Source organism: Paenibacillus sp. Y301 (assembly GCF_059445505.1).
The window spans coordinates 252563-274567 of sequence record NZ_JCAIUL010000006.1; the positions used below are offsets into that span (position 1 = coordinate 252563).

Annotated in this window: 19 protein-coding genes and 1 tRNA gene; 3 read left to right on the forward strand and 17 right to left on the reverse strand. The window is 41.2% G+C overall.

Annotated features, from left to right (window positions below):
* Positions 1–70: 70 nt before the first annotated feature.
* Positions 71–1396, reverse strand: a complete 1326-nt coding sequence (locus AC1D69_RS13095; protein ID WP_495456595.1) for an ABC transporter substrate-binding protein — start codon at positions 1394–1396, stop codon at positions 71–73.
* A gap of 205 nt (positions 1397–1601) precedes the next feature.
* On the opposite strand from AC1D69_RS13095, the gene AC1D69_RS13100 reads away from it, so the two are divergent.
* Together AC1D69_RS13100 and AC1D69_RS13105 are read left to right on the forward strand one after the other, a co-directional pair.
* A complete protein-coding gene (locus tag AC1D69_RS13100) occupies positions 1602–2315 on the forward strand; it encodes a response regulator transcription factor (protein WP_495456656.1) in 714 nt (237 codons plus the stop codon).
* Positions 2308–4239, forward strand: a complete 1932-nt coding sequence (locus tag AC1D69_RS13105; protein WP_495456596.1) for an ATP-binding protein — start codon at positions 2308–2310, stop codon at positions 4237–4239. The genes AC1D69_RS13100 and AC1D69_RS13105 overlap by 8 nt, the downstream gene beginning before the upstream one ends.
* A 42-nt stretch (positions 4240–4281) precedes the next feature.
* Here the strand turns inward: AC1D69_RS13105 and AC1D69_RS13110 are convergent, their stop codons facing one another.
* From AC1D69_RS13110 to AC1D69_RS13180, 15 genes are all read right to left on the reverse strand, one after another.
* A complete protein-coding gene (locus tag AC1D69_RS13110; RefSeq protein ID WP_495456597.1) occupies positions 4282–5088 on the reverse strand; it encodes an MBL fold metallo-hydrolase in 807 nt (268 codons plus the stop codon).
* Positions 5089–5098: 10 nt separating this feature from the next.
* Positions 5099–5848, reverse strand: a complete 750-nt coding sequence (yycI, locus tag AC1D69_RS13115) for a two-component system regulatory protein YycI (RefSeq protein ID WP_495456598.1) — start codon at positions 5846–5848, stop codon at positions 5099–5101.
* Positions 5849–5907: 59 nt separating this feature from the next.
* Positions 5908–7185 carry a YycH family regulatory protein gene (locus AC1D69_RS13120; protein ID WP_495456599.1) on the reverse strand — a complete coding sequence of 426 codons (1278 nt, stop codon included), beginning with the start codon at positions 7183–7185 and terminating at the stop codon, positions 5908–5910.
* A complete protein-coding gene (walK, locus tag AC1D69_RS13125; RefSeq protein ID WP_495456600.1) occupies positions 7182–9008 on the reverse strand; it encodes a cell wall metabolism sensor histidine kinase WalK in 1827 nt (608 codons plus the stop codon). The genes AC1D69_RS13120 and walK overlap by 4 nt, the downstream gene beginning before the upstream one ends.
* On the reverse strand, positions 9008–9733 hold the full coding sequence (gene yycF, locus AC1D69_RS13130; RefSeq protein WP_495456601.1) for a response regulator YycF: 726 nt from the start codon (positions 9731–9733) through the stop codon (positions 9008–9010). The genes walK and yycF overlap by 1 nt, the downstream gene beginning before the upstream one ends.
* Positions 9734–9908: 175 nt before the next feature.
* Positions 9909–11453, reverse strand: coding sequence for a peptidoglycan DD-metalloendopeptidase family protein (locus tag AC1D69_RS13135; RefSeq protein WP_495456602.1), 1545 nt, complete (start codon positions 11451–11453; stop codon positions 9909–9911).
* Positions 11454–11774: 321 nt separating this feature from the next.
* Positions 11775–12449, reverse strand: a complete 675-nt coding sequence (locus AC1D69_RS13140) for a hypothetical protein (protein ID WP_495456603.1) — start codon at positions 12447–12449, stop codon at positions 11775–11777.
* Positions 12450–12634: 185 nt separating this feature from the next.
* Positions 12635–13921 carry an adenylosuccinate synthase gene (locus tag AC1D69_RS13145; RefSeq protein ID WP_495456604.1) on the reverse strand — a complete coding sequence of 429 codons (1287 nt, stop codon included), beginning with the start codon at positions 13919–13921 and terminating at the stop codon, positions 12635–12637.
* A 220-nt stretch (positions 13922–14141) separates the two neighbouring features.
* On the reverse strand, positions 14142–15500 hold the full coding sequence (gene dnaB, locus AC1D69_RS13150) for a replicative DNA helicase (protein WP_495456605.1): 1359 nt from the start codon (positions 15498–15500) through the stop codon (positions 14142–14144).
* A gap of 1 nt (position 15501) precedes the next feature.
* Complete coding sequence (rplI, locus tag AC1D69_RS13155) at positions 15502–15945, reverse strand: 50S ribosomal protein L9 (RefSeq protein WP_495456606.1); 444 nt, start codon at positions 15943–15945, stop codon at positions 15502–15504.
* Positions 15942–17939 carry a DHH family phosphoesterase gene (locus AC1D69_RS13160; RefSeq protein ID WP_495456607.1) on the reverse strand — a complete coding sequence of 666 codons (1998 nt, stop codon included), beginning with the start codon at positions 17937–17939 and terminating at the stop codon, positions 15942–15944. The genes rplI and AC1D69_RS13160 overlap by 4 nt, the downstream gene beginning before the upstream one ends.
* 14 nt (positions 17940–17953) lie before the next feature.
* Complete coding sequence (locus tag AC1D69_RS13165; RefSeq protein WP_495456608.1) at positions 17954–18853, reverse strand: DUF2232 domain-containing protein; 900 nt, start codon at positions 18851–18853, stop codon at positions 17954–17956.
* Positions 18854–18874: 21 nt separating this feature from the next.
* The gene (locus AC1D69_RS13170; RefSeq protein WP_495456657.1) at positions 18875–19177 is read right to left on the reverse strand and encodes a MazG-like family protein; all 303 of its coding nucleotides are present in this window, start codon (positions 19175–19177) and stop codon (positions 18875–18877) included.
* A gap of 110 nt (positions 19178–19287) precedes the next feature.
* Positions 19288–19713, reverse strand: a complete 426-nt coding sequence (locus AC1D69_RS13175; RefSeq protein ID WP_495456609.1) for a CBS domain-containing protein — start codon at positions 19711–19713, stop codon at positions 19288–19290.
* Positions 19714–19835: 122 nt separating this feature from the next.
* Entirely contained in the window at positions 19836–20834 is a 999-nt protein-coding gene (locus tag AC1D69_RS13180) for an LCP family protein (protein ID WP_495456610.1), read from the reverse strand.
* A 292-nt stretch (positions 20835–21126) separates the two neighbouring features.
* Here AC1D69_RS13180 and AC1D69_RS13185 point away from each other — a divergent pair.
* Positions 21127–21217 (forward strand) — tRNA-Ser (locus tag AC1D69_RS13185).
* A gap of 541 nt (positions 21218–21758) precedes the next feature.
* Here AC1D69_RS13185 and AC1D69_RS13190 read toward each other — a convergent pair.
* Entirely contained in the window at positions 21759–21953 is a 195-nt protein-coding gene (locus AC1D69_RS13190; RefSeq protein WP_495456611.1) for a YjzC family protein, read from the reverse strand.
* Positions 21954–22005 lie beyond the last annotated feature (52 nt).

Here is a 22005-nt window from a genome sequence, read left to right on the forward strand (position 1 = left end):
GATCGTAATGATCTGACAATGGGCTCTTATAGGCATATAAGTGCGTTATCAGCAAGCTAAGTTTCCTGAGTTACTTTTTCGCCTTTTGCTTTTTCACAGCATCATTAAGGCTCTTTTGAACTTGTGTTTGAATGGAAACCATTGCTTTATCCAGTGTTTTTTTGTTGCTGATTACCTGTTTAAGTTCATTATATACAATAACTGTATACTGCAAATTGTTAAATGGGATTCCTATTGGGTTGATATGTGGAGGTGTTTCCAGATTTGGTTTTAATTTATAGAAGGCCTCCAGACTATATCCTTTGTATTCTTTACTATAATCCATGCGAGATAGGGAATTAGAGTAAGGTTCCTCAGCTCTGAATTTAGCATAGTCCACACCGTTATAATATTTGATGAAATCCCAAGCAAGCTCTTTATTCGCTGAACCCGCTGGAATCGCCATGATGGTTTCAATGTACACGCTTCGTGTCATGTTACGGTTCTTAGGATCGGCCGGACCCGCAGCAATTTTAACGTTAAAAGGTTTATAGTTAGCTACAGCAGATTTATCTGCAATTACTTCTTTTAAAGTTACCATACTTTCAACACTTACCTTCATAGCCGCTCGTCCCATAATGAAGGGATCAACATCAAATCCAACTAAATTTGAGCCTTCTATGGTATTGGACTTTATGGCATTGATAGCCATACTATATACTCTTTTCCAACCGGCTGTATTTAATGTTACTTTTAGGGTATTTGGATCAAACTTATTTAACCCTTCAGAAGTTGCTATGTCATTTATTAAATAGGTGTAATTGTCAAGAGGATAGTCAAGTCCCCAGATCCGGGTGTCCTTAGTTCCGGTAGTTGGGAATTTAGCGGCTAATTTCAGTATTTCTTCCCAAGTCATTCCGTCCTTCGGCAATGGAACATTATATTTTTTGAATAAGTCGGCATTGTAAAAAAGAGATTCTGTGCTGAAGAATGGACTTAACCCGTAGAGTTTTCCATTCACTTTCAAGGTGTCCAACAATCCGGGATATAAGGTTGCCGTGTTATAATTGTCGCGTTTGATTAACGCTCCCAGCTCTGCTAACTTATTCTCCTTGGACATCTGCTTATATTCGAGGGGATTCATCATAACGATGTCAGGGGATTGCTTGGCAATAAACGTCTTCAAATCTGATGTGCGATCCCATTTAACTTCCTGGATCTGTACATCAGGAAATTGCTGTTTAAACACATTCTCATCGAAATAAGCTTTATTATTGTACATCACCTTTATCGTTTGCTTCGTCATTGCCTGGGAATTCGCAGACACTTTTTCATCCAGACTGCAACCTACTGAGACAGCCAATAGCATTAAGCTCAAAGTAGCAATTGATACCCTTTTAAAAATATTTTTCTTCAAAAATAAAACCTCCACTCATTTTTTGTTTAAGCGATTATTCCTTATGCTTGAACTAAGTATAGAAGAGGAAACTTATCATCTAGCTACCCAACTTCTTATCATTTCCTTAAAAAAGGCTAACGTTATTTATTGCATAAGAAAAATCGCGTATACTTATTGTTCTGATCTTCAACTTAAGAGGGATTCAGGAATCAAGGGAGGATCTATATTGGAAAGTACGATTTTGATGGTGGATGACGAAGCGGAAATTATCCAATTAATGAATATTTATTTTAATAACGAGGGCTACAAGCTCCTGCAAGCGTCAAATGGCCTGGAGGCGCTGGAGATTCTACAGTCTCAACAAGTCGATCTAATCGTACTTGATCTAATGATGCCTAAGATGGACGGATTGCAAGCTTGTATGAAAATTCGAGAAAGTAATCCGATCCCCATCATCATGCTCTCGGCTAAAAGCCAAGATATCGACAAAATATCAGGCCTCAGTATCGGCGCTGACGACTACGTAACCAAACCTTTTAACCCGCTCGAGTTGATCGCACGTATCAAGTCGCAGCTTCGAAGAATGAACCAGTTCAACTCTGTTTCAGCTAACGCGAACGAAATACATATCGACAACATCGTGATTAATATTCCGTCCCATACGGTAACGGTCGACCAGCAGGAAATCAAGTTGACTCCTCGAGAGTTCGCGCTCCTTCATATGCTGGCTGTTAATAGGGGGATGGTACTAAGCATGGATCGCATCTACGAAGAGGTCTGGAACGAACCATTTATGGAGTCGAAGAATAGCGTTATGGTTCATATCCGAAAGCTTCGTGAGAAGATAGAACCTAATCCACGCGAACCGCAGATAATCAAAACCGTGTGGGGAATTGGATACAAAATTGAAAGCGATCTTAAGAAAAGGGATGAGTAAAATCCAACCACAATGGCTGTATACAATTCGTTGGAGATTAATGTTAATCATGGTTGCAAGCCTGGCTTTAACAGGTGCAGCTATCTTTTTCGGGTATTACTTGGTGGGAGCGTTGCAAAAAATTGATTACGTAGCTCGCCCGATCAATTGGACAATTGTGCATGCTGGATCCTTTCGCGTGATGATTATAGCCTATATCCTTCTCTTTCCCATCATGTTCTTCCTTGCTAGCATCCGGTTGGTTAAAGACTTGCACGAAATCAACACAGGGCTGGAAAAAATGTCAGCAGGTCAGTTCGGGCATGTGGTAACGGTCAAGGGCAAGGATGAGTTAGGCAATATCGCAGAGAGTATGAACCAGTTGAACAGCGAATGGAATCATTACTTTTCCGAAATCACGCATGGCTTGGAGGAAATCGCCAACGGACAGTTCGACCATCAAATACCGGAACTTACCGATAACAAATTGGGTGAGATCGCGCTCAGTATCAACCAGATGCGTATGCAGTTGAAACATTCGAGAGCAGAGGAACGCAAAGCGGAAAAGACCAAAAACGATTTAATTACCGGTGTATCACATGACCTACGCACCCCCCTGACCTCGATTCTCGGCTTTCTCGAAGTGATCGAGAAGGATCGATATCAGGACGAAGTAGAATTGCGTTATTATGTCAACATCGCGTATGAGAAATCTTTGGCACTTCGGCGTTTGATCGACGAACTGTTCGAATATACGCGGATCAACAACGGCATGCCTTTGGAACGGAGCGAGCTTAATATCTCCGGGTTAATCTCTCAGCTTGCCGAGGAATTCGTGCCGGTTACGGAGAACGCAGGCATGGAAATCAGGCTTAACATGCAGGAAGGAGAATTCAAGATCCAAGCGGATGGAGGATTATTAGTGCGAGCGTACGAGAATATTATCGCCAATGCCATCCAGTACGGACAAGCGGGTAAATATATTGATATCGATATGGCACAGGATGGAGATGTGCTGGCCGTGCGAGTCCAAAATTATGGAGACCCCATACCAGAACGGGATTTACCCTTTGTGTTCGACCGCTTTTATCGATTGGAGAGCTCTAGATCGAAGCAGACCGGGGGTACAGGTCTTGGTCTGGCCATTACGAAAAGCATTATCGAGGTACACGGGGGGGACATCACTGCGCACAGCAGCAGGAAAGCAACCTCATTTGTGACACGATTCTCGATTTCTGGCCTTAATCAGGCGCACGCGGCAACTTCAGAAGAAATACAACATGATATCGAGCCGGAACCGACCGTGCTTCCCGAACAAGGCCCGGCACCGAAACAAAGAAGGTTTACTCAGCAACGAGGCTTATTTCAAACTAGGGTAGCCGCAGTGTCGATGATCGTATTGCTTGTCTGTGCAGTGGTACTATTCAGCGTTAAAAATCCATTTACCTCCGCGATCGTGCCCATTTTGACTAAATATAGCGATCCAGCGCTGATGCCAACAGGCGGATTTAATGAGATGCTTGTAATAACTGCTAAAACAGACAAAGGCTATACCCTTCTCATTCATGAATACTTTTTTAACGGCCATAGTCTTATTATTCGCTACTCAATGAAACATTCTAACGAGATAGCGGAATCGCAATGGGTGAATCAATCGCTCAAGCCTACTTTTCAACTGGACTCTTCAACAATACAGGCGGTTCCCGGCATCGCTACGGATTCAGGTGTCATGTTGGCCAAAAACGGCACCATCAATTATCATTTTACCGGAACCACACCTCCAGACAAGTTCATGTTACAAGTCAACGTAAAAAGTATAGCCCTATCCGATGACTCCAATCAGCAGCGTCTGCTCGCTGGAGACTGGAGCTTCGAAATTCCCGTGGAGAAAAATTATAAATTAAAATCCAACGGCCAAAGTGCGCCGCTGGCAGATTTCGAATAAAATTTATAGTGGAATAAAGCAATCAAATCAAACTCAATTCATTTATGACTTGCTCACGCGATCCCACGGTGTAGGTCGATCATAGTAGGTGTCACACAATTTGAAATCCGTCTCTTTGAAGAAACACCCGCGTTCTTCCATTGCATCACGTACGGACATTTTAGCTAAGTCCATCATGTTGTGATCTCGACTTAAGTGTGCCAAATACGTACGTTTCGTATCACCTGTAAGGAGTTCGCTCATCGCTTCCCCAGAGGCTTCGTTTGAGAGATGCCCTAGGTCTCCTAGGATACGCCGTTTGGTATTCCAAGGATACCGTCCCATACGTAGCAATTCGACATCATGATTAGCCTCAAGCACTAATACATCTGAATTCTCGATAGCCCGCTTCACTTTTTCACTAACATAACCCAGATCCGTAGCTACACTAAGCTTCTCATCTCCATCATAGAAGCTGTAACCTACGGGTTCTGCTGCATCATGAGAAATACCGAATGATTCGACACGAAGTGTTCCGAAGTCTTTCACTTCACCACTATCTAACACAATACGATTCTCTTCTGAGATTGCACCAATCGATTTATTCATAGCATCCCAAGTCTTCTCATTAGCATAGATAGGTAGATTATATTTACGAGCTACTGGCCCTAGACCCTTGATATGGTCAGAATGCTCGTGTGTTATTAATATCCCATCAATTTCACCGCCTGTCATATCACGTTCCTTCAACAATTCATCAATCCGACGTGCACTGAATCCTGCGTCGATTAATAGGGTTGTCTCCCCATTCGTAACTACGGTCGCATTTCCTGTCGACCCACTAGATAGTACTGTAAATGATATCCCCATAACAATTGTCCTACTCCTTTGTTTTATCTGTTTTGGAACTAATAACGTCCCCACTGATGCCCTGCACATAGTAGACTTCATTCTCTAATGTGAACCGCCATGCAGGTGCTGCTACTTGATTCTCGGAGTTAAACATCTCTCCATAATACCCGAGTTGAATATCTTTCACCGTTGAATTCGGCGGAATATAGTTATTATTAATTAGCTTTGCTAATGCATCTGACGCATGCAACACTTTCTGCTGCTCTTCTTCGTTGGAGGGTATAATCTCCGTATCCGACAGTTGATAGGAAGTGATTTTTTGCTCGTGGTACAACAGCTTGAGCTTCACTTGATCATTGAAAAGTGGCCATTCCCCATCGACTACAGGGTGAAACACAAATGTCCCATCTTCACTTTCCATAGGGTCATAGCGATAGTTTCTGAATTGAGGAATCTGACCTTCAATTGCTGTCGCCAGCTCGTTACCCATAAAGACAAGCTTACTATCTAGAGGTTCCTTAAGCTCGACTGGGTTTGTATTTAGCCTACTTATGAAATGATAGGTGATCTTAGGGAGAACCGGATTTCCAGCAGGTATAAGGCATAACAACTGAATATTCTTCTCCTGCATGATTTTTTGTGTATTCTCATCTAGTGAAGTATAATCCAGATTCGTAATGGTTTGTTCTCTCACATCGTTCCATAACTGATAGCCTAACAAGAAATTCAGCAACAAGAATGCGTAGATCAATACATTTTTGGCTCGTCCCCAATCCATCCATGTCCCCCCCTTAGCGCCAACAATTATTTTTCTAAATAGGTTCCAAATTCATATCTTTATTCAATGGTAATCACAACACCGCTACGAAGCTTAACTGCCCATACAGCGGTTAAATGTAACCCTTCCTTCGTGAGCGTTGGCTTGTAAGCAGGATAAAGGTCCGCTATAGCTGATTGTTCACTTACGTTTTTCAACTTCGCTATTAACTCATCTCCACCCGGTAACAACTTCATTTGCTTGTTTTGTTCTTCAGGTTTCATATAGATAAGAGATCGTTCATAAGCAGATACCGTCCCTTGGTGCAAATCAAGGTTAATCGTACCATAGTGGAATTGAGAAGTATCTAGAATAGGATAGGTGCCGAAGTACTGTTGAAAAATCACCTTATTCTTATCTATCCCACCTCCAGCTAGACTTAAGCGATAGTCACCATTCCAACCACCATGTTTATTCACGAAATCAACCGCTGCTAGAACTTCTTTATCGATATTACTCTCTCCCTCAGGCATAGCTGCTGGGTCGGTGTAACTGATCCATTTCTGTTCTTGTCTTACTTGCAAGCTACGCTTACTATCTGTATAGATTTCAGAGCCATCCTTTTCCCTAATGTTACGGGTAATACTTGAATCAAAAAATAAACTTCGTTGCATTTGTTCTGCTGTATACACATCCATGCCTAATGTGGATTCAACCATCTCTATCGATGTATCCGGAATATAATAGGAACCCTCCCTCGCTGTATAAGGGGTCCACGTTAGACCGAAATCAACATGTTGCTGTACATCCTGCACGGTAAGGTCAGCTTTACCTGCCTCATATACCACTCCACCCTCTGTACTAAAGAACAAAGCATGTGCTTTCGATTCATTATTGACGTTATATATCCAGATCCGATCAATCTGCTCTGCTTGAAATAACGAATCCGGCTGAATCTGCATCACACGCTGCAATAGTGTCACAGGTACACCTGATCCAAAGGTCAGCTCAATACCCGAGTTCTTAGAACGTATTTCATCCACGTCTACATCCTGTAAAGAAAGCCGTTGGAAACTATCGAAACTTCGCCCTTCAAGCAAGGAGAAGATCAAGTTGTAGAACGTTGAATTAGGATAGAAAACAGTATGATTATCGTCACCCATATGAATAACCATTTTGTCCGGATAAATAAGGTTCTCAACATTCGTCTCAGGCCCCATATTATCCGTCTTAATATACTTCGTGGCCGACTTAATGACAGAGTCACTACCTGGAAGGCGATACATGAGATAATAACTCTCCACGAGGCTACTCACAACTAATAAGACAAGTAGGATTGACTTCAACTTCTCCTTCATGTCGTCACACCTCCATCATCAACCAAAGGAAGCGTGAAGCTGACCTTCGTTCCTTGACCTAATTCAGATTGGAGTATCATGACTCCCCCATGAGCGCTAACAATTTCCCGGGCAATGGAAAGACCTAGACCCGTTCCTCCCATATTACGTGAGCGAGCCTTGTCCACTCGATAGAAGCGGTCAAATATATGCTCCAGATCCTTCTTAGGAATACCAATTCCCGTATCTTGTACAGAGATTGAAAGCCTTGAATCTTCTGTAAGCTTAGCTTCGAGCGTGACCACGCCACCCTCAGGAGTATATTTGAGCGAATTAGATACAAGATTATCTAACACTTGGTCAATCTGATCACGATCAAACCATACGCTGCCTATGCCTTCTTCCACCCTCACCTCGGATTCAATACTCTTTTGCTGCATTTGAAAAGAAAACCGATCTTTTACATCCTCCAACATTTCCAATACTTCCGTTGGTTCTTTTCGAAGGGAGGCTTCTTTATTATCCAGCCTTGATAAGTGCAGAAGATCTGTTACTAGGCGAATCATACGTTCCGTCTCATTCTGAATGACCCCAATAAAACGAGGTGCTAATTGCGTATCTTCAAGTGCCCCATCATCTAGCGCTTCTGTATAGCTCTTAATTGTCGTTAACGGGGTACGTAACTCATGAGATACGTTAGCTACAAATTCACGGCGTGAAGCTTCCAACTTCTCCTGTTCCGTTACATCCTGTAGTACGGCTATCGTACCAGTAATACCGAATTCCCGACGGTGAATAGGTGTGAAAGTTACCTTTACTTTAAAGGACATTGCCATATCCTCTGGGCTGATCTCCATAAGAGCTGTATTAATAGCCCCCTCTGTAAAAAAACGCGTCTGCTCAGCATTAAAGCCAAGTAGTTCAGTAATGTCGCGCTGATCTAAGTCTTCTTCATCCAAGCCCAACATCGCAGCAGCTCGTCTATTCATGAGAATGACATGTCCCGCTTCATCCGTCGCAATCACACCATCACTCATATTCGTAAGGATTGAGGCTAATTTCTCCTTCTCCTCTTCATTCTGTAAGAGAGCATTTCGGAGACGACTCGTCATATAGTTAAAAGCTTCACTCAATTTCCCGATTTCATCATCGCCAAACACTGGCATCTTCTGATCGAAGTTCCCCTCTGCTACTGCTGTAGCATGGCGTGTCATTTCTTTAATTGGCTGAGTAATAGTATGTGCTAGAATAACACCCACGATCGCTGTCAAACCTAGTGCAATCAACATGCCGGATATAAAAATATTGTTCACACGGCCCATTGTATCGTGCAGTTCATTCATAGAGGCTACAATATAGATCGCACCGACAATTTTACTGTTATAAATAACAGGCTTGGCAACCACCCGCTTGCGCTCATTGTCTTCATCAATCATATATTCTTCATTATCGCTAATGCCCTGAAGAGCACGGCTAACAACGGTCTGCGTATTCTTACGTCCTACGTAGTCTTCATGGGTTGATAAGGAAGTAATCAATACCTTACCACTGACATCAAGGACTTGAATCTCTACACCGCTGAGATTGAATAGGTTATTGACGATAATGCCCAAGCTCTCAACAGAGTTCTTCCCCGCTTCACCGTCACTGCCCAATTTCTCAGCTGCCATCACAGAGAGTAACTCCGCTTGTTCTTTCAGATCATTAGTGAAATTGCTCGTTAGTGAATTTTTCATTGCGCTCACGAAATAGACACCTATCAATTGCATCGCAATGAGAATCAGCAGCATATATACAATAATAAGTTTTGCTTGAATAGTACGAAAAAAAGAAGCTAACTTCATCAGAGCCCCCCGTTTTTAAGGCTTCGCATAACATACCCAAGCCCCCTGCGGGTAAGAATATATTCTGGCTTGCTAGGGTTCTCCTCAATTTTCTCACGTAATCGGCGGATCGTAACATCCACAGTACGTACATCGCCGAAATATTCAAATCCCCATACCGCTTGTAGCAAATGTTCGCGTGTCATCACTTTACCCGCATGTTTCACAAGGTAGACTAACAACTCATACTCTCGATGGGTCAGATCAAGCGGTTCTCCACTCTTAAATACCAGATACATATCTGTATCAATAAACAATTCAAAGAGTTGTATCCCTTGTTTCTCTTCACCCACGGTTTCTTCTGAGGGCGCGACTGTTTTGGTGAGTCTCCGCATATGTGCCTTGACGCGGGCTAGCAGTTCACGTGTACTAAATGGCTTAGTTACATAATCATCTGCACCCAACTCTAATCCGAGTACCTTATCGATTTCTCCATCCTTTGCTGTAAGCATAATAATAGGGAAGAACAATTGTGCTGCACGAATATCTCGGCATACATCCATCCCGTCCTTACCAGGCAACATCAGGTCAAGTAACATGAGATCTGGCTTTTCTGAAATGGCTAACTCAACAGCTGTAATCCCATCCGGCGCACAGATCACATCGTATCCTTCTTTTTCTAAGTTAAATTTCAATATATCAGCAATGGGTTGTTCATCATCTACTACTAGAATCGTTCCTTGCATGAATGTATCCCACCTTATATTTCAAGACATTAGTTGTTATTCCTGCTCCTATTTTACCACACCTGATAGCCTGTAACATCCTCATAAGTATCTAATAAACGGCAAAAAGAGCACCCCCGTAGTACTAATCATAGGGTCATGCTCTTCTTTCATCATGCTTTAATCATATCTTGTGTTAATTTAAGTATTTCATAGGGTTCTGGGCCACATTATTCTTCTTAATCTCAAAATGTAAATGCGTACCTGTAGAACGTCCCGTATTACCCATCACGCCAAGACTACTACCTTTTGATACGGTCTGGCCCTGAGTAACAGAAATACTACTCATGTGACCATATAACGTAGTATAGCCATTACTATGATTCACAATGACAGCATTACCATAACCACTTATCGTTCCAGTAAAAGTAACTGTCCCTTCATCCGCCGCCATAATGGTACGGTTACTAGACACCATATCAAGTCCTTGATGTTGTTTGCCCCAACGTGAACCATACGTGCTAGATATCCGTGCGCCTTTCACAGGCCAAGCGAATTGTCCTGATCCTTGCCCTGCAATCTTCGTTCCTTGGAGTACAACTTCTGTTACAGAAGATTTCACCACTTTTTGACCAATCCATTGTTCATCAATCGCTTGGCCATTTTCCTTGGTTACTAAGTACTGCATGACTTTAAGTCCTTCTTGTCCAGGACGAACCACTTTTGATTTACCTGCAGCAAGTTCTGTCGTTTTTCTAATTTCTATAGCTGGAGCCGTTACAATCTCTTCAGAAATTTGTTCTACCGTTGTAACTGTAACTGGAAGTTTAGGCACCGTTAACTTTAACTTATCTCCGATTTTAAGATATTTCTCTTCAATACCAGGGTTGTTTAGATAGATCTGCTTTTCCGTAATCCCATATCTCTTAACAATAGAACTAAGCGTATCACCTTCCGCTATTGTGTAAACGATAGGAGCATCTTCACTATTCGTGAGAAGTACCGTTACTTCCTCAGCGCTAAGCACCTTATTAGGGTCGGTGTTAACTGACGCAACATCTACTTTTTCGGCTATTTTTATAGATTTCACAGTTGAGTCTGGCGCAGACCCCGTACTAATTGTAGATGCAGTCACAGAAGCACTCATGTTTTTTATTTTTAGTTGCTTCACTTCTTCAGCTGGTAAATACCTTGATTTCACTTTCTCTAATATACTATCAACTGTTTCTTGATCCTTTACAATCGCTATAACCTTACCGCCAATTTTGAGCTCTACACCTTTGGCATAGGCAGTCAACATACCATCTAGCTTCCCGAGCGTGGCTTCACTATCGACTTCTGCTTTATAGGATTTATCAACTTCGGTTGTGATGCCTTTGGTCTGTAGGATCATTTCTATACCTGGATATTTATCCTTATACTCCTGCCGCTTTTGGCTAAATAATTGCTCAATCTGAGTTGGTTCCTGTACATTACCAATCATCTGACCCTGAACAAACACATTATAATACGAAACCTGGTTAGCATTGACATACTGCTTACCTGCAAATACAAGTCCTACTATAATGACAACACTCGATGCCGTTATTACCATCCATTTATTTTTAATTAATTTTGGTTTTTGCCCAATCATGTCCGGTGATTTCATGCTGTTTTCATTTTGTTTATGGATCGGTTGGATGCCGGTATAGATCTTGTCCCACATCTTTCCTACCCAACGTATGTTATTGAAACCCTTCATGCTTTTTCTCCTTTATAACCAGGTCTATATATTTGACAGATTTAGATTCGTAAGTACTGTCTAACTTATTAAGCCAATATTATGTCCAAACGTTATAGTACCCCATTCATGCAATTATAAGTACGGGTATGTAAATAAATCACTCTAAAAGGTTTCAAAATTTTAACTTTTTGAGTTCTTTGTATACTTTAACATAAGGTTTATAAATAATTCAACTTTCGCCAAACACGAAAAAACCCGCTAATTTAGCGAGTTTCCTATCCTTTTCCTATATTTACATGAAACATTAACTTATGACAATTCAGTGATTTTTAAATGATTTTAGGATTTAAGTAACGTCATTAACTTACTATATTCGTCTTTACTCAGATACTTTGAAATAATATCTTCCACTTGTTTAAGTTCCTGTTCTGTTAGGCCATTCTCCATAGCTACCGTTATTTCTTGTATTTTATCTTGAGGTAGCTTAGTCATTAGTATGTTAAATACCTCTTCCTTTTCACTAGCAGGTAAGTCATCCTTTTTACGTGCAACATCATCAGGTGTAACAACAACCTGTTGATCTTGTTGTCCCATCCCAAAAGCCTCTGAATCAATCCCACCCATCACGGATAATGCATCCTCAGGAACTTCTTCATCCACAACTGGTGAATCCTCCTTGACCGATCCTGGGGAGCTCTCACCATTCCCTTTAACCTCATCCCGTTTAGATGAATCTAAGTCTTTCGTTATGCTTGAAGTTCCCACTACAGGTTCCTTATCTTCTATTACTGGTTTTTTACTATCTCTTTCCTCGGTAGATGAAGAGTTGTTGCCCCCCATCATTCCTTGAAGCATACTTCCCCAAGCAAAGGGTTGTCCCTCAAGCTGTATATTAAAACTATTTAATATAGACTTAATATAGGCATTTACAACCATTCCTGTCGTGAACACCGTCAATGAACTGACCATTAGAACAACTAGCACCATCTTACACAACCAACCCATAAATTTCATAATAAAGTCCTCCTATACATCCCCTGATCCGATATCTTCAACGTTACTCTCTTTGGCAGTATTGACCAGAAGGAGGAGGTTTAACCTACGTAATTCGTAATAATCATATAAAAAAAGCCTGTCTAGCCACAGTTGTGACAGACAGGCTCATATATTCTTATCTTCCTAATCTCATAACAGATATCCTATTCGTAAATCTTAATAACTTGGTTCGTCTGATCACGATTACGTCCTACGGAGAAGATCGCAATTGGAATTCCAGTAAGTTCAGAGACACGAGTTACATAATTACGTGTGTTCTCTGGAAGATCTTCGAGTGTCTTAGCACCTGTAATATCTTCGCTCCAACCCGGCAATTCTTCATATACTGCTTCACATTCTGCAAGCATCTTCAAGCTTGCAGGATAAGTAGTAATCACTTCTCCACGATATTTATATCCTGTACAGATCTTAACAGTCTCAAGTCCAGACAGTACATCAAGTGAATTCAAAGATAATCCCGTTAATCCACTTACGCGACGTGCGTGACGTACAACCACACTATCGAACCAACCTACACGACGTGCACGGCCCGTAACTGTTCCATACTCATGGCCTGTTTCACGAATAATATCTCCGATTTCATTGTTTAATTCCGTAGGGAAAGGACCGTCTCCTACACGAGTTGTATAGGATTTAGCTACCCCAATAACTTGTTTAATCTTAGAAGGACCCACACCAGATCCAATACACACCCCACCTGCGGAGGGATTAGAAGAAGTTACGTAAGGATAAGTTCCTTGATCTATATCTAGCATGACGCCTTGAGCACCTTCAAATAATACTTTGCGGTTCTCATCAATCGCATCATTTAGGATAACGGAAGTATCCGTTACATAAGGTCGAATAAATTCTGCATATTCTAGATACTGTTTCAAGACTTCCTCCACATCAAGTGGTTCTGCACCATACACCTGTTCAAGAACATGGTTCTTCTCGATCATCATATGACGAAGTCTTAATTCAAATTCTTCTGGATCAAGCAAATCCGAGATACGAATACCATTACGTGCAGCTTTATCCATATAACAAGGGCCGATCCCTTTACGTGTTGTACCGATCTTATTAGCACCTTTACGATCTTCTTCTAATGCATCTAGAACCATATGATAAGGCATAATGACATGTGCACGGTCACTAATTACCAAGTTGTTTGTAGTAAATCCATTATCGTGAATGTATGTGATCTCTTGAATAAGAGCCGCTGGATTAATAACCATTCCGTTACCAATAACGCAAATTTTATCTTCATAAAATACGCCTGATGGAATTAGACTCAACTTATATTTTTTATCGTCAATCAGAATGGTATGGCCGGCATTGTTCCCGCCCTGATATCGAGCTACTACATCTGCGCTCTCTGCCAGAAAATCCGTGATTTTGCCTTTGCCTTCGTCTCCCCATTGTGTTCCCACAACGACTACTGTTGACATATTCATTCCCCTTTTGGTGCTGTCACACCTCGTATTATTTCTTATTACTTTGAGCTTAGCATATGAACTTTACATGCAAACCATTCACTGCATAAGCAGCAATAATAGTGTAACAGCCCCCATTTTTAAAGTCAAATAAAAAACGAACAATCCGACTTGTCTAAGTTGGATCGTTCGGAAATAGATGCCTTATGGATAAGCTAATGTCTTCATATCGACATTATCCTGCAAATGAGTCTGAATGTGCTCGCTCATAATTGACAAACTTATTGAAGTTTTTAAGAAATACGAGTTCTACTGTACCCACTGGACCGTTACGTTGCTTAGCGATAATAATTTCGATAATGTTCTTTTTTTCCGTATCCGCATTATAGTAATCATCACGATACAAGAAAGAAACAATATCCGCATCTTGCTCAATCGATCCCGATTCACGCAAGTCACTCATCATGGGGCGTTTATCTTGTCTTTGCTCGACACCACGGCTTAACTGTGACAGGGCTACTACAGGTACTTCAAGCTCACGAGCAATCTGCTTCAATGTACGAGAAATTTCGGATACTTCCTGCTGACGGTTCTCGCCAGCTTTTCCTCGTCCATGAATGAGTTGAAGGTAATCAATAACGATCATTCCAAGACCCTTCTCTTTCTTCAATCGTCGACACTTAGCTCGAATGTCTGCTACGGTGACGCCGGGTGTATCATCAATATAGATTTCAGCTTCAGATAGGGACGATATCCCCATCGTTAACTTCGCCCAATCATCATCTTTGAAGTCGCCTGTACGCATCACATTCGCATCCAGATTAGCCTCAGCACAGATCATACGTTGCACAAGCTGTGGTGCTGACATTTCCAGGCTAAATATAGCTACGGTCTCTTTAGCGCGAACCGCAACATTCTGAGCAATATTCAGAGCAAATGCCGTTTTACCTACAGATGGTCTGGCTGCAACGATAATGAGGTCATTACGCTGAAATCCGTTCGTCATCTTATCTAGATCAACGAATCCCGTTGGAATTCCTGATGTTCCACCTTTGTTCTCATGCAACATTTCTACTCGATCGAATACTTCCATCAATACATCACGAATTAAGACAAACCCGCTTCCGCTACGCCGATTAGAAATCTCCAAGATTTTACGCTCTGCATCGCCGAGCATGCCAGAGACATCTTCGCCACCCGTGTAGCCTTCACTGACAATTTGCGTAGCTGTTCGGATTAGTCGGCGTAACATGGATTTCTCTTCAATGATCTGCGCGTAATAATCTACGTTCGCCGCGGTAGGAACAGCATGAGCCAACTTCGCCAGATAGCTCACACCGCCGATTTCCTCTAACTGTCCACGATCTTGCAACAAAGAAGTCAATGTAATCAGATCAATCGGTTGATTACTTTCACCTAGCTGTAACATGGCTTCAAAAATTAATTGATGAGGTTTATCATAGAAATCTTCCGTGTGGACACGTTCCATCACGGTAATGATAGCTTCATCTTGTAATAATATGGCACCTATAACAGCTTGCTCTGCTTCTAGATTCTGAGGAGGAATTCGATCGAAAAAGAGCTCTCCGCCCATCTTAACCCTCCGCTACTTGAACCTTGAGTGTTGCTTTCACTTCAGGGTGTAGCTTCACTGGAACTTGGGTAACACCCAAGTGGCGAATGGGTTCATTTAACTCTATCTTACGTTTGTCTATTTTTACGCCTTTAGCCGCAAGTGCCTCTGCGATTTGTTTACTAGTAATGGCTCCAAACAGACGTCCGCCTTCCCCTGCTTTGGCTGCAAGTTCAACGATCATCTCTTCAAGTTTCTTACCAAGAGCTGCTGCTTCATCTTTCTCTTGTTGTTTACGTTTTTGTTCTGCTGACGTTTGATTCTCAAGCGTCTTCATGTTGCCATCTGTTGCTGCACGTGCCAATCCACGAGGAAATAGGAAATTCGCTGCATACCCTTCTGAAACTTCCTTAACGTCTCCCTTTTTCGCCTGACCCTTAATATCTTTTACAAATATAACTTTCATTCAAATAGACCCTCTTTCTCCTCAATTTGCGTTAACACTTCTAGTAATTGTGCTTCAGCTTCACCGACTGTGCCTTTGAGTTGTACAGCAGCGTTGGTCAAATGGCCTCCTCCGCCTAACATCTCCATAACGACTTGCACATTCATTCTACCTAGTGAACGAGCACTTATGCCAATCATACCATCCGGTCGTTCACTAATGACGAAGGAAGCTACTACATCTGTCATTGTCAAAAGCGTATCCGCCACCTGTGCTATCAGCAATTGTGGAATGACCACACCTGATTCGGTCGCCGCTAGTGCGATATGATTATGAATCATTTTTACCTTTTTAATAATCTCAGCCTTAGCCAAATACTCTTGAAGATCCTCTTTCAACATTCGTTGGATCATCACGGTATCTGCCCCACTTCGGCGTAGGAATCCAGCAGCTTCAAAGGTCCGTGAACCTGTATGAAGTGCAAAATGCTTGGTGTCTACGATAATTCCAGCTAGTAGCATGGTGGCTTCTAATGGATTAAGTTGTGTTTTTTCATGGATATATTGAAGCAACTCCGTCACTAACTCACAAGCGGATGAGGCATACGGTTCCATATATACAAGCACAGCGTCATTTATGAACTCTTCACTCCGACGGTGATGATCTACCACCACAATTCGTGATGCATTATGCACTAATCGTGGCTCCATCGTCATGGATGCCTTGTGTGTGTCTACCACAACCAATAGGCTGTGTTCCGTGAGCATCTGCAAAGCCTGTTCTGGAGTTACAAAACGTTCTGATAATTTCTCATCTTTCTCCACCTGTACAAGCATACGCTCAATCGATGGATTACTTCCCGATAACACGATATACGCATCAACATTATACATTTGTGCTGCTTTTAGTACGCCAATAGAAGCACCTATAACATCCATATCGGGCATTTTGTGTCCCATGATTAGTACTTTATCGCTTTCTTGCATGAGGTCACGAAGAGCATGAGCAATAACTCTAGCTCGAACACGTGTCCTTTTCTCTACAGCATTTGATTTGCCACCATAAAAGGACAGTCGTTGTCCCGCCTTCACAGCCGCCTGATCGCCTCCACGTCCTAGAGCCATATCAAGACTTGATTGAGCAAGTTCACCCAATTCAGAGATATCCTCAGGTCCAAAGGCAAGACCTATACTAAGTGTCATAGGCACTTTCAAATCGGCAGTCATTTCTCTCACCTCGTCCAAAATAACGAAGCGGCTTTTCTCTAATTCTTGCAGCGATTTATAACTCAGCATCATAAGATAACGATCCGAAGAAAGACGTCGCAGATAAACTCTATATGTTTTAGCCCAAGACGTTATTTCATTTGCTACCTTCGCAATAAGCGCCGTACGTTGTTGATCGTCCATTCCTTGCGATGCTTCATCAAGATTGTCCAAATTGATAATTCCTAAGGCTAACTTCTCATTCGCATATCGCGTTCTAAGTACTACCAATTCTGAAATGTCATGCATATAAATAAGTCGCTCATCTGGAATGACAACAAGTTGATAAAATCGATCTTCGTATTGTATTTCCAATTGTTGTTCTTTATGAGGATAATCCTTGTTGCCTTCTTTCTTATCGGTACCAAAAGATGAAGGTAACTGCGGAAAGACTTCTTGCAAGGAAAACCCAATCAGTGACTTACGTCTGCACAATTCGCTAACGTAATGATTATTCCACTCGACAGTACGCTCCTCGCTGTACAGTATAATACCAAAAGGAAGCATACTCATCGCTTCACCTTCCACCCGCTTAATACGGAATGAAAGCCCATTGATATATTCAAGTAAATCTTTACGAAACGTCATTTCAGTCTTTAACGTTAGGTAGCTAAGAACAGATACAATGCAAAGACAGAATATGCCGAGTGGCCAATTATACCAGGATACAAAGATGACAAGCAGAAGTAGAAGCATGAACGCCCAGACGCTATGGTAGCCGTGCCAGCGTTTCTGTAGAAATTTAGGCATGACTTCTCATCCTATCATTTTGATTTGGTCATCATCTGACGCAGTGGAAAGGCAATATCTAGAATACCGATAATAGCCATCGGGGGAAACAAAATCACAGGAATAGCTATTATACATGGGAAAACCGGGTGCCATTTACGGTGATATGCAAGAAAAAAGAAAAATCCGATGGCTTGAATACCAAACAATATATTCAGTGAAGGAACTAAATTAGCCGAGATCATTGTTAAGTAACCACTATCTGAGTTTACCGCAATAATCTGAATCAGAAAACCGAGCAAATAGTACCATACCAGCGATCGAGGAAACTTCCATTCTCTTGCAGGTTTTAATTTTATTACAGTAAAACCCATGCTGCTTAATATCGGCCGGGCGATGCTGTGTGTGATAAACGCAACTATGAAAGAACTAAGAATTAAGGCAAAAGGAATCTTCTGCACTGTCATATCCATTAGACTATCCATATATTCTTTTGTCATCACAAAATCTGTGGAAACTGAGCTATTCGATATCATATCTTGAAGTGGCTTCATCGTCACATTCACCATATCTTGAACATACACAGACAAGTCGAATTGGAACAGTAATGTACCAATAAGGAGGAGTACTAACATTTCAGTCAAAATTGTAGCGGCTCCGACTAATAAAGTACGTAAAGCGGAGGCATGTTTTTTATAACATATTCCCATTAGTATTCCTGGAATAGCGAAATATACAGCCAACATTAAATAAATGGGATGAATTAAACATGCGATCAACCACACAATGATGACATGAATAAAAAACTTTCTCGTACTTAATATGTTAAACAGTACAATCACCGGTACAATTAATAAAAATACGGTGATAATCGAGAAGCTGGTCAGCAACGATAGGATAAGGAGTAAATATATCCCCGTCCATAATATAGCCATGGAGCGCGATTTCAAGTCAGTTCACCTCTTACGCAAATGTTCTTCAAGTGTTGATATATCTTGATACCAATCTTCCAATTGATGTCCTTCTTGCTTATGCTTCTTAAGTTTGTCAATCAATAGCTCATCGATCTCCCGATAAGACACACCAAGCCTTCTACCCAGAATATACGAGCTCATAATCAAGCTAGCTATGCTGTCACTTACCCGAGCCGTACTTCCTTCCCATAGTGCCTTAAATAATCGAGATACATGGTCTACAACCTCTGTCTTTAGCCATTCAATCACTTTAGCGCGTTTGGCTACATCCAAATCCTTTGGCATGTTGGACACATTAACCTCCCTGAAAAAGCTTTATTCTCGATTATATCATAAAAAGAGATTACCTACACATTGTCTCGCCGGGAAGATTGGAGCAACTCGCGAAGTTCATTTTAGCGAGAATCCATGGATTCCCTAGATACAAATTTCTCGCAATATTCAATGATCTGACTTCTACGTACAATCCCAATGAATCGGTTCATATCGTCTACTACAGGGACAAAGTTCTGTACTTTGGCTAGGTTAATTAAATCCTCCATATCGGCCTCGATGGATACCGGCTTATTACTTGTCTTTATAGGAATATCCTTAATCAGAAACTTCGAAGCGTTCTCAAATGTAACTTTTCCTTCAGAGTTCTTCATATACCACAACAAGTCACCTTCTGTGATTGTGCCTGCATACTGTCCATTATTATCTAACAAAGGTACAGACGTATATCGATGATATTCCATTCGTTCCAAGGTCTGCCTTAGTGTCGATTCAAGGGTTAAACAAACCACTTCTTGTTTGGGAAGCAGAAAAAATGCAATATTCATATCATTCTATTCCTCCTAGATCTTAATACAAGTTCTCTTCCTTCTTACGTTTACAGCCTATAAATGTTCCATTTAAAAGTTAAACCAGCAGCCCTACTCGGCTGGGCTGCTGGTTTAGCTAACTACTCTGCTTCTTTCTGATCCTCTGGCATCAGTAACTCATTTGCTGGTGTAGAGCTACTCATCCAATTATCAATTAAGTCTTGAGCAAATTCCAAATCTTCTTCATCTGCTAAATCATAAGAGATCCCGTGCATTCGTGTACTCTCTCCCATTACTGTATAACTTGTGATCTCAACTTCCCTTCCAGTAAGTAACTGTTTACCCAGATCAATAATGAACTTTGGTTGCATATTCGTTTGAAGATTAGTGCCCATAATATCTAGTAATTGTGGAATCTTAGTGACTTGGTTAAGATTCATCATTTTCTTAGCTACTTGATCTATAAATACTTGTTGTCTCTTAGTCCGGTTAAAATCATTGTCCTCACGATAACGTACATAGTTTAAAGCATCCGTACCCCCGTAAATAGGTTGATTGGCTTTGATCGTGAATTTCTCGTGATCCGCACCTTTATTGACGATATCCTTCTGAATCGGAAGTTCAACGCCTCCAAGCGCATCAACAGCATCTCTTAATCCCTCGAAATTAATCGTAGTATAATAATCTAACGTGTGATCAAGGAAGGCTTCCATCGTATCTTTAGCCATCTGTTGTCCACCAAAAGCAAAAGCATGGTTAATTTTATCCTTCTTATCTTTACCTATGATTTCTGTATAAGTATCTCTTGGAATGGAAACTAACAATATCTTCGACTCTTTAGGTCTGATCACCGAATAAATCATCGTATCCGAACGCGCTGGTTCAGTTCCACGCTGATCAGTTCCTAATAGTAAGACGGAAAGTGGCTTGGTTTGAACTGCAATAGGTTCAGCTTTAGGTGTCATTGTATCGCCTTCTAAGGGCTTATATGACTTTGCTTGAAGTGTATCTTCTATTTGATCTGAAAGAAATATGTCAAACGCAAGCACAGCGAGCGATTTACGAAAAGTAAAGGCTCCACCAGCAATCAACAACAGCATTACAGCTGCTATGACATACTTTTTTGTTCTCTTTTCCATGATTGGAGTTCCTCTTCTATATGTGGAATATAAATAAATAGCGTAAATGTGAAAATGGACTACGAAGACGTACCTGACCCAGCCTCCTTTCAGTATTAAACAGATAAATACGTCATTGAAGCAGATATATGACCATAGTCATACCAAACTATTGTAAACGCTAAGCGGATAAAAAGAAACTGATAAATGCTTACAACCCTTGTTTTACTGCACAATTTTTAACATATAACCACATAAAATAAGCGTATCTCTTGCGAACTTACTATGGCTATGATAGAATTACTTTTGCTGTGGAAAGGTACCCAAGTGGTCCAAGGGGGCTGACTCGAAATCAGTTAGGCGTCGCAAGGCGTGCGTGGGTTCGACTCCCACTCTTTCCGCCATCATTATTACCCTATAATACATAACCAAGCTAATTTAAACCTCCTATGAATATGGGAGGTTTTTTTGTTTCATGATTGACGCAAATTATTAAATGAGCGTACATTCAGGGATTAATTAACATATAATACTTTATTGAATAGAACACAGACTTATACCGAGGACTAGCTATTAATGAAGGTGTTTTATTTGAGGTTAATTTAATGACATCTAATTTCAGCTATATAGTAGTAGGACAAGCCAAAGAAGGACCCTATCGGATCCTTCTTGACAGCGGTACATGTCGATTTGGAACTCTTATACATTCACAATAAAAGGTTACTTTCGCTGTGTTGCCATTAGATTTCCGGTGAGCTGTTAAGAAACTAACAAAAGTTATGTTTTACGATAACCCAAGCCTATTTCTCGCAGAATGACTACCACCCTCTAAAGGGAAGGACGTCATATCTACTGACTGTGAAGTCCAACGGAACCACACCTCTCTCCTGTACCGCTTGAAAATAGTATGATCCACATGAGCGGTCTCTATACATTCTCTAAAAATTAATGTGACTTTTCTTTGTTTTTCTTTTTCCATATCCGATTCTGATTAGATGTTTCAGGGAATCGCTCACCTTTGTGTAATTTCACGTGCTTAGGGTCAAGAATTGGGGTGTCTAACCCAATCTCACCAAACTCCATGTAATGGCCGTTATTAGGTGCTTTATCACCTGGTCTGAATTCTTGCTTTTCGCCCATCTGAATATCCCCCTTAAAAAAATGAAGTTCATCCTTAGTGTGTACCAGCTGA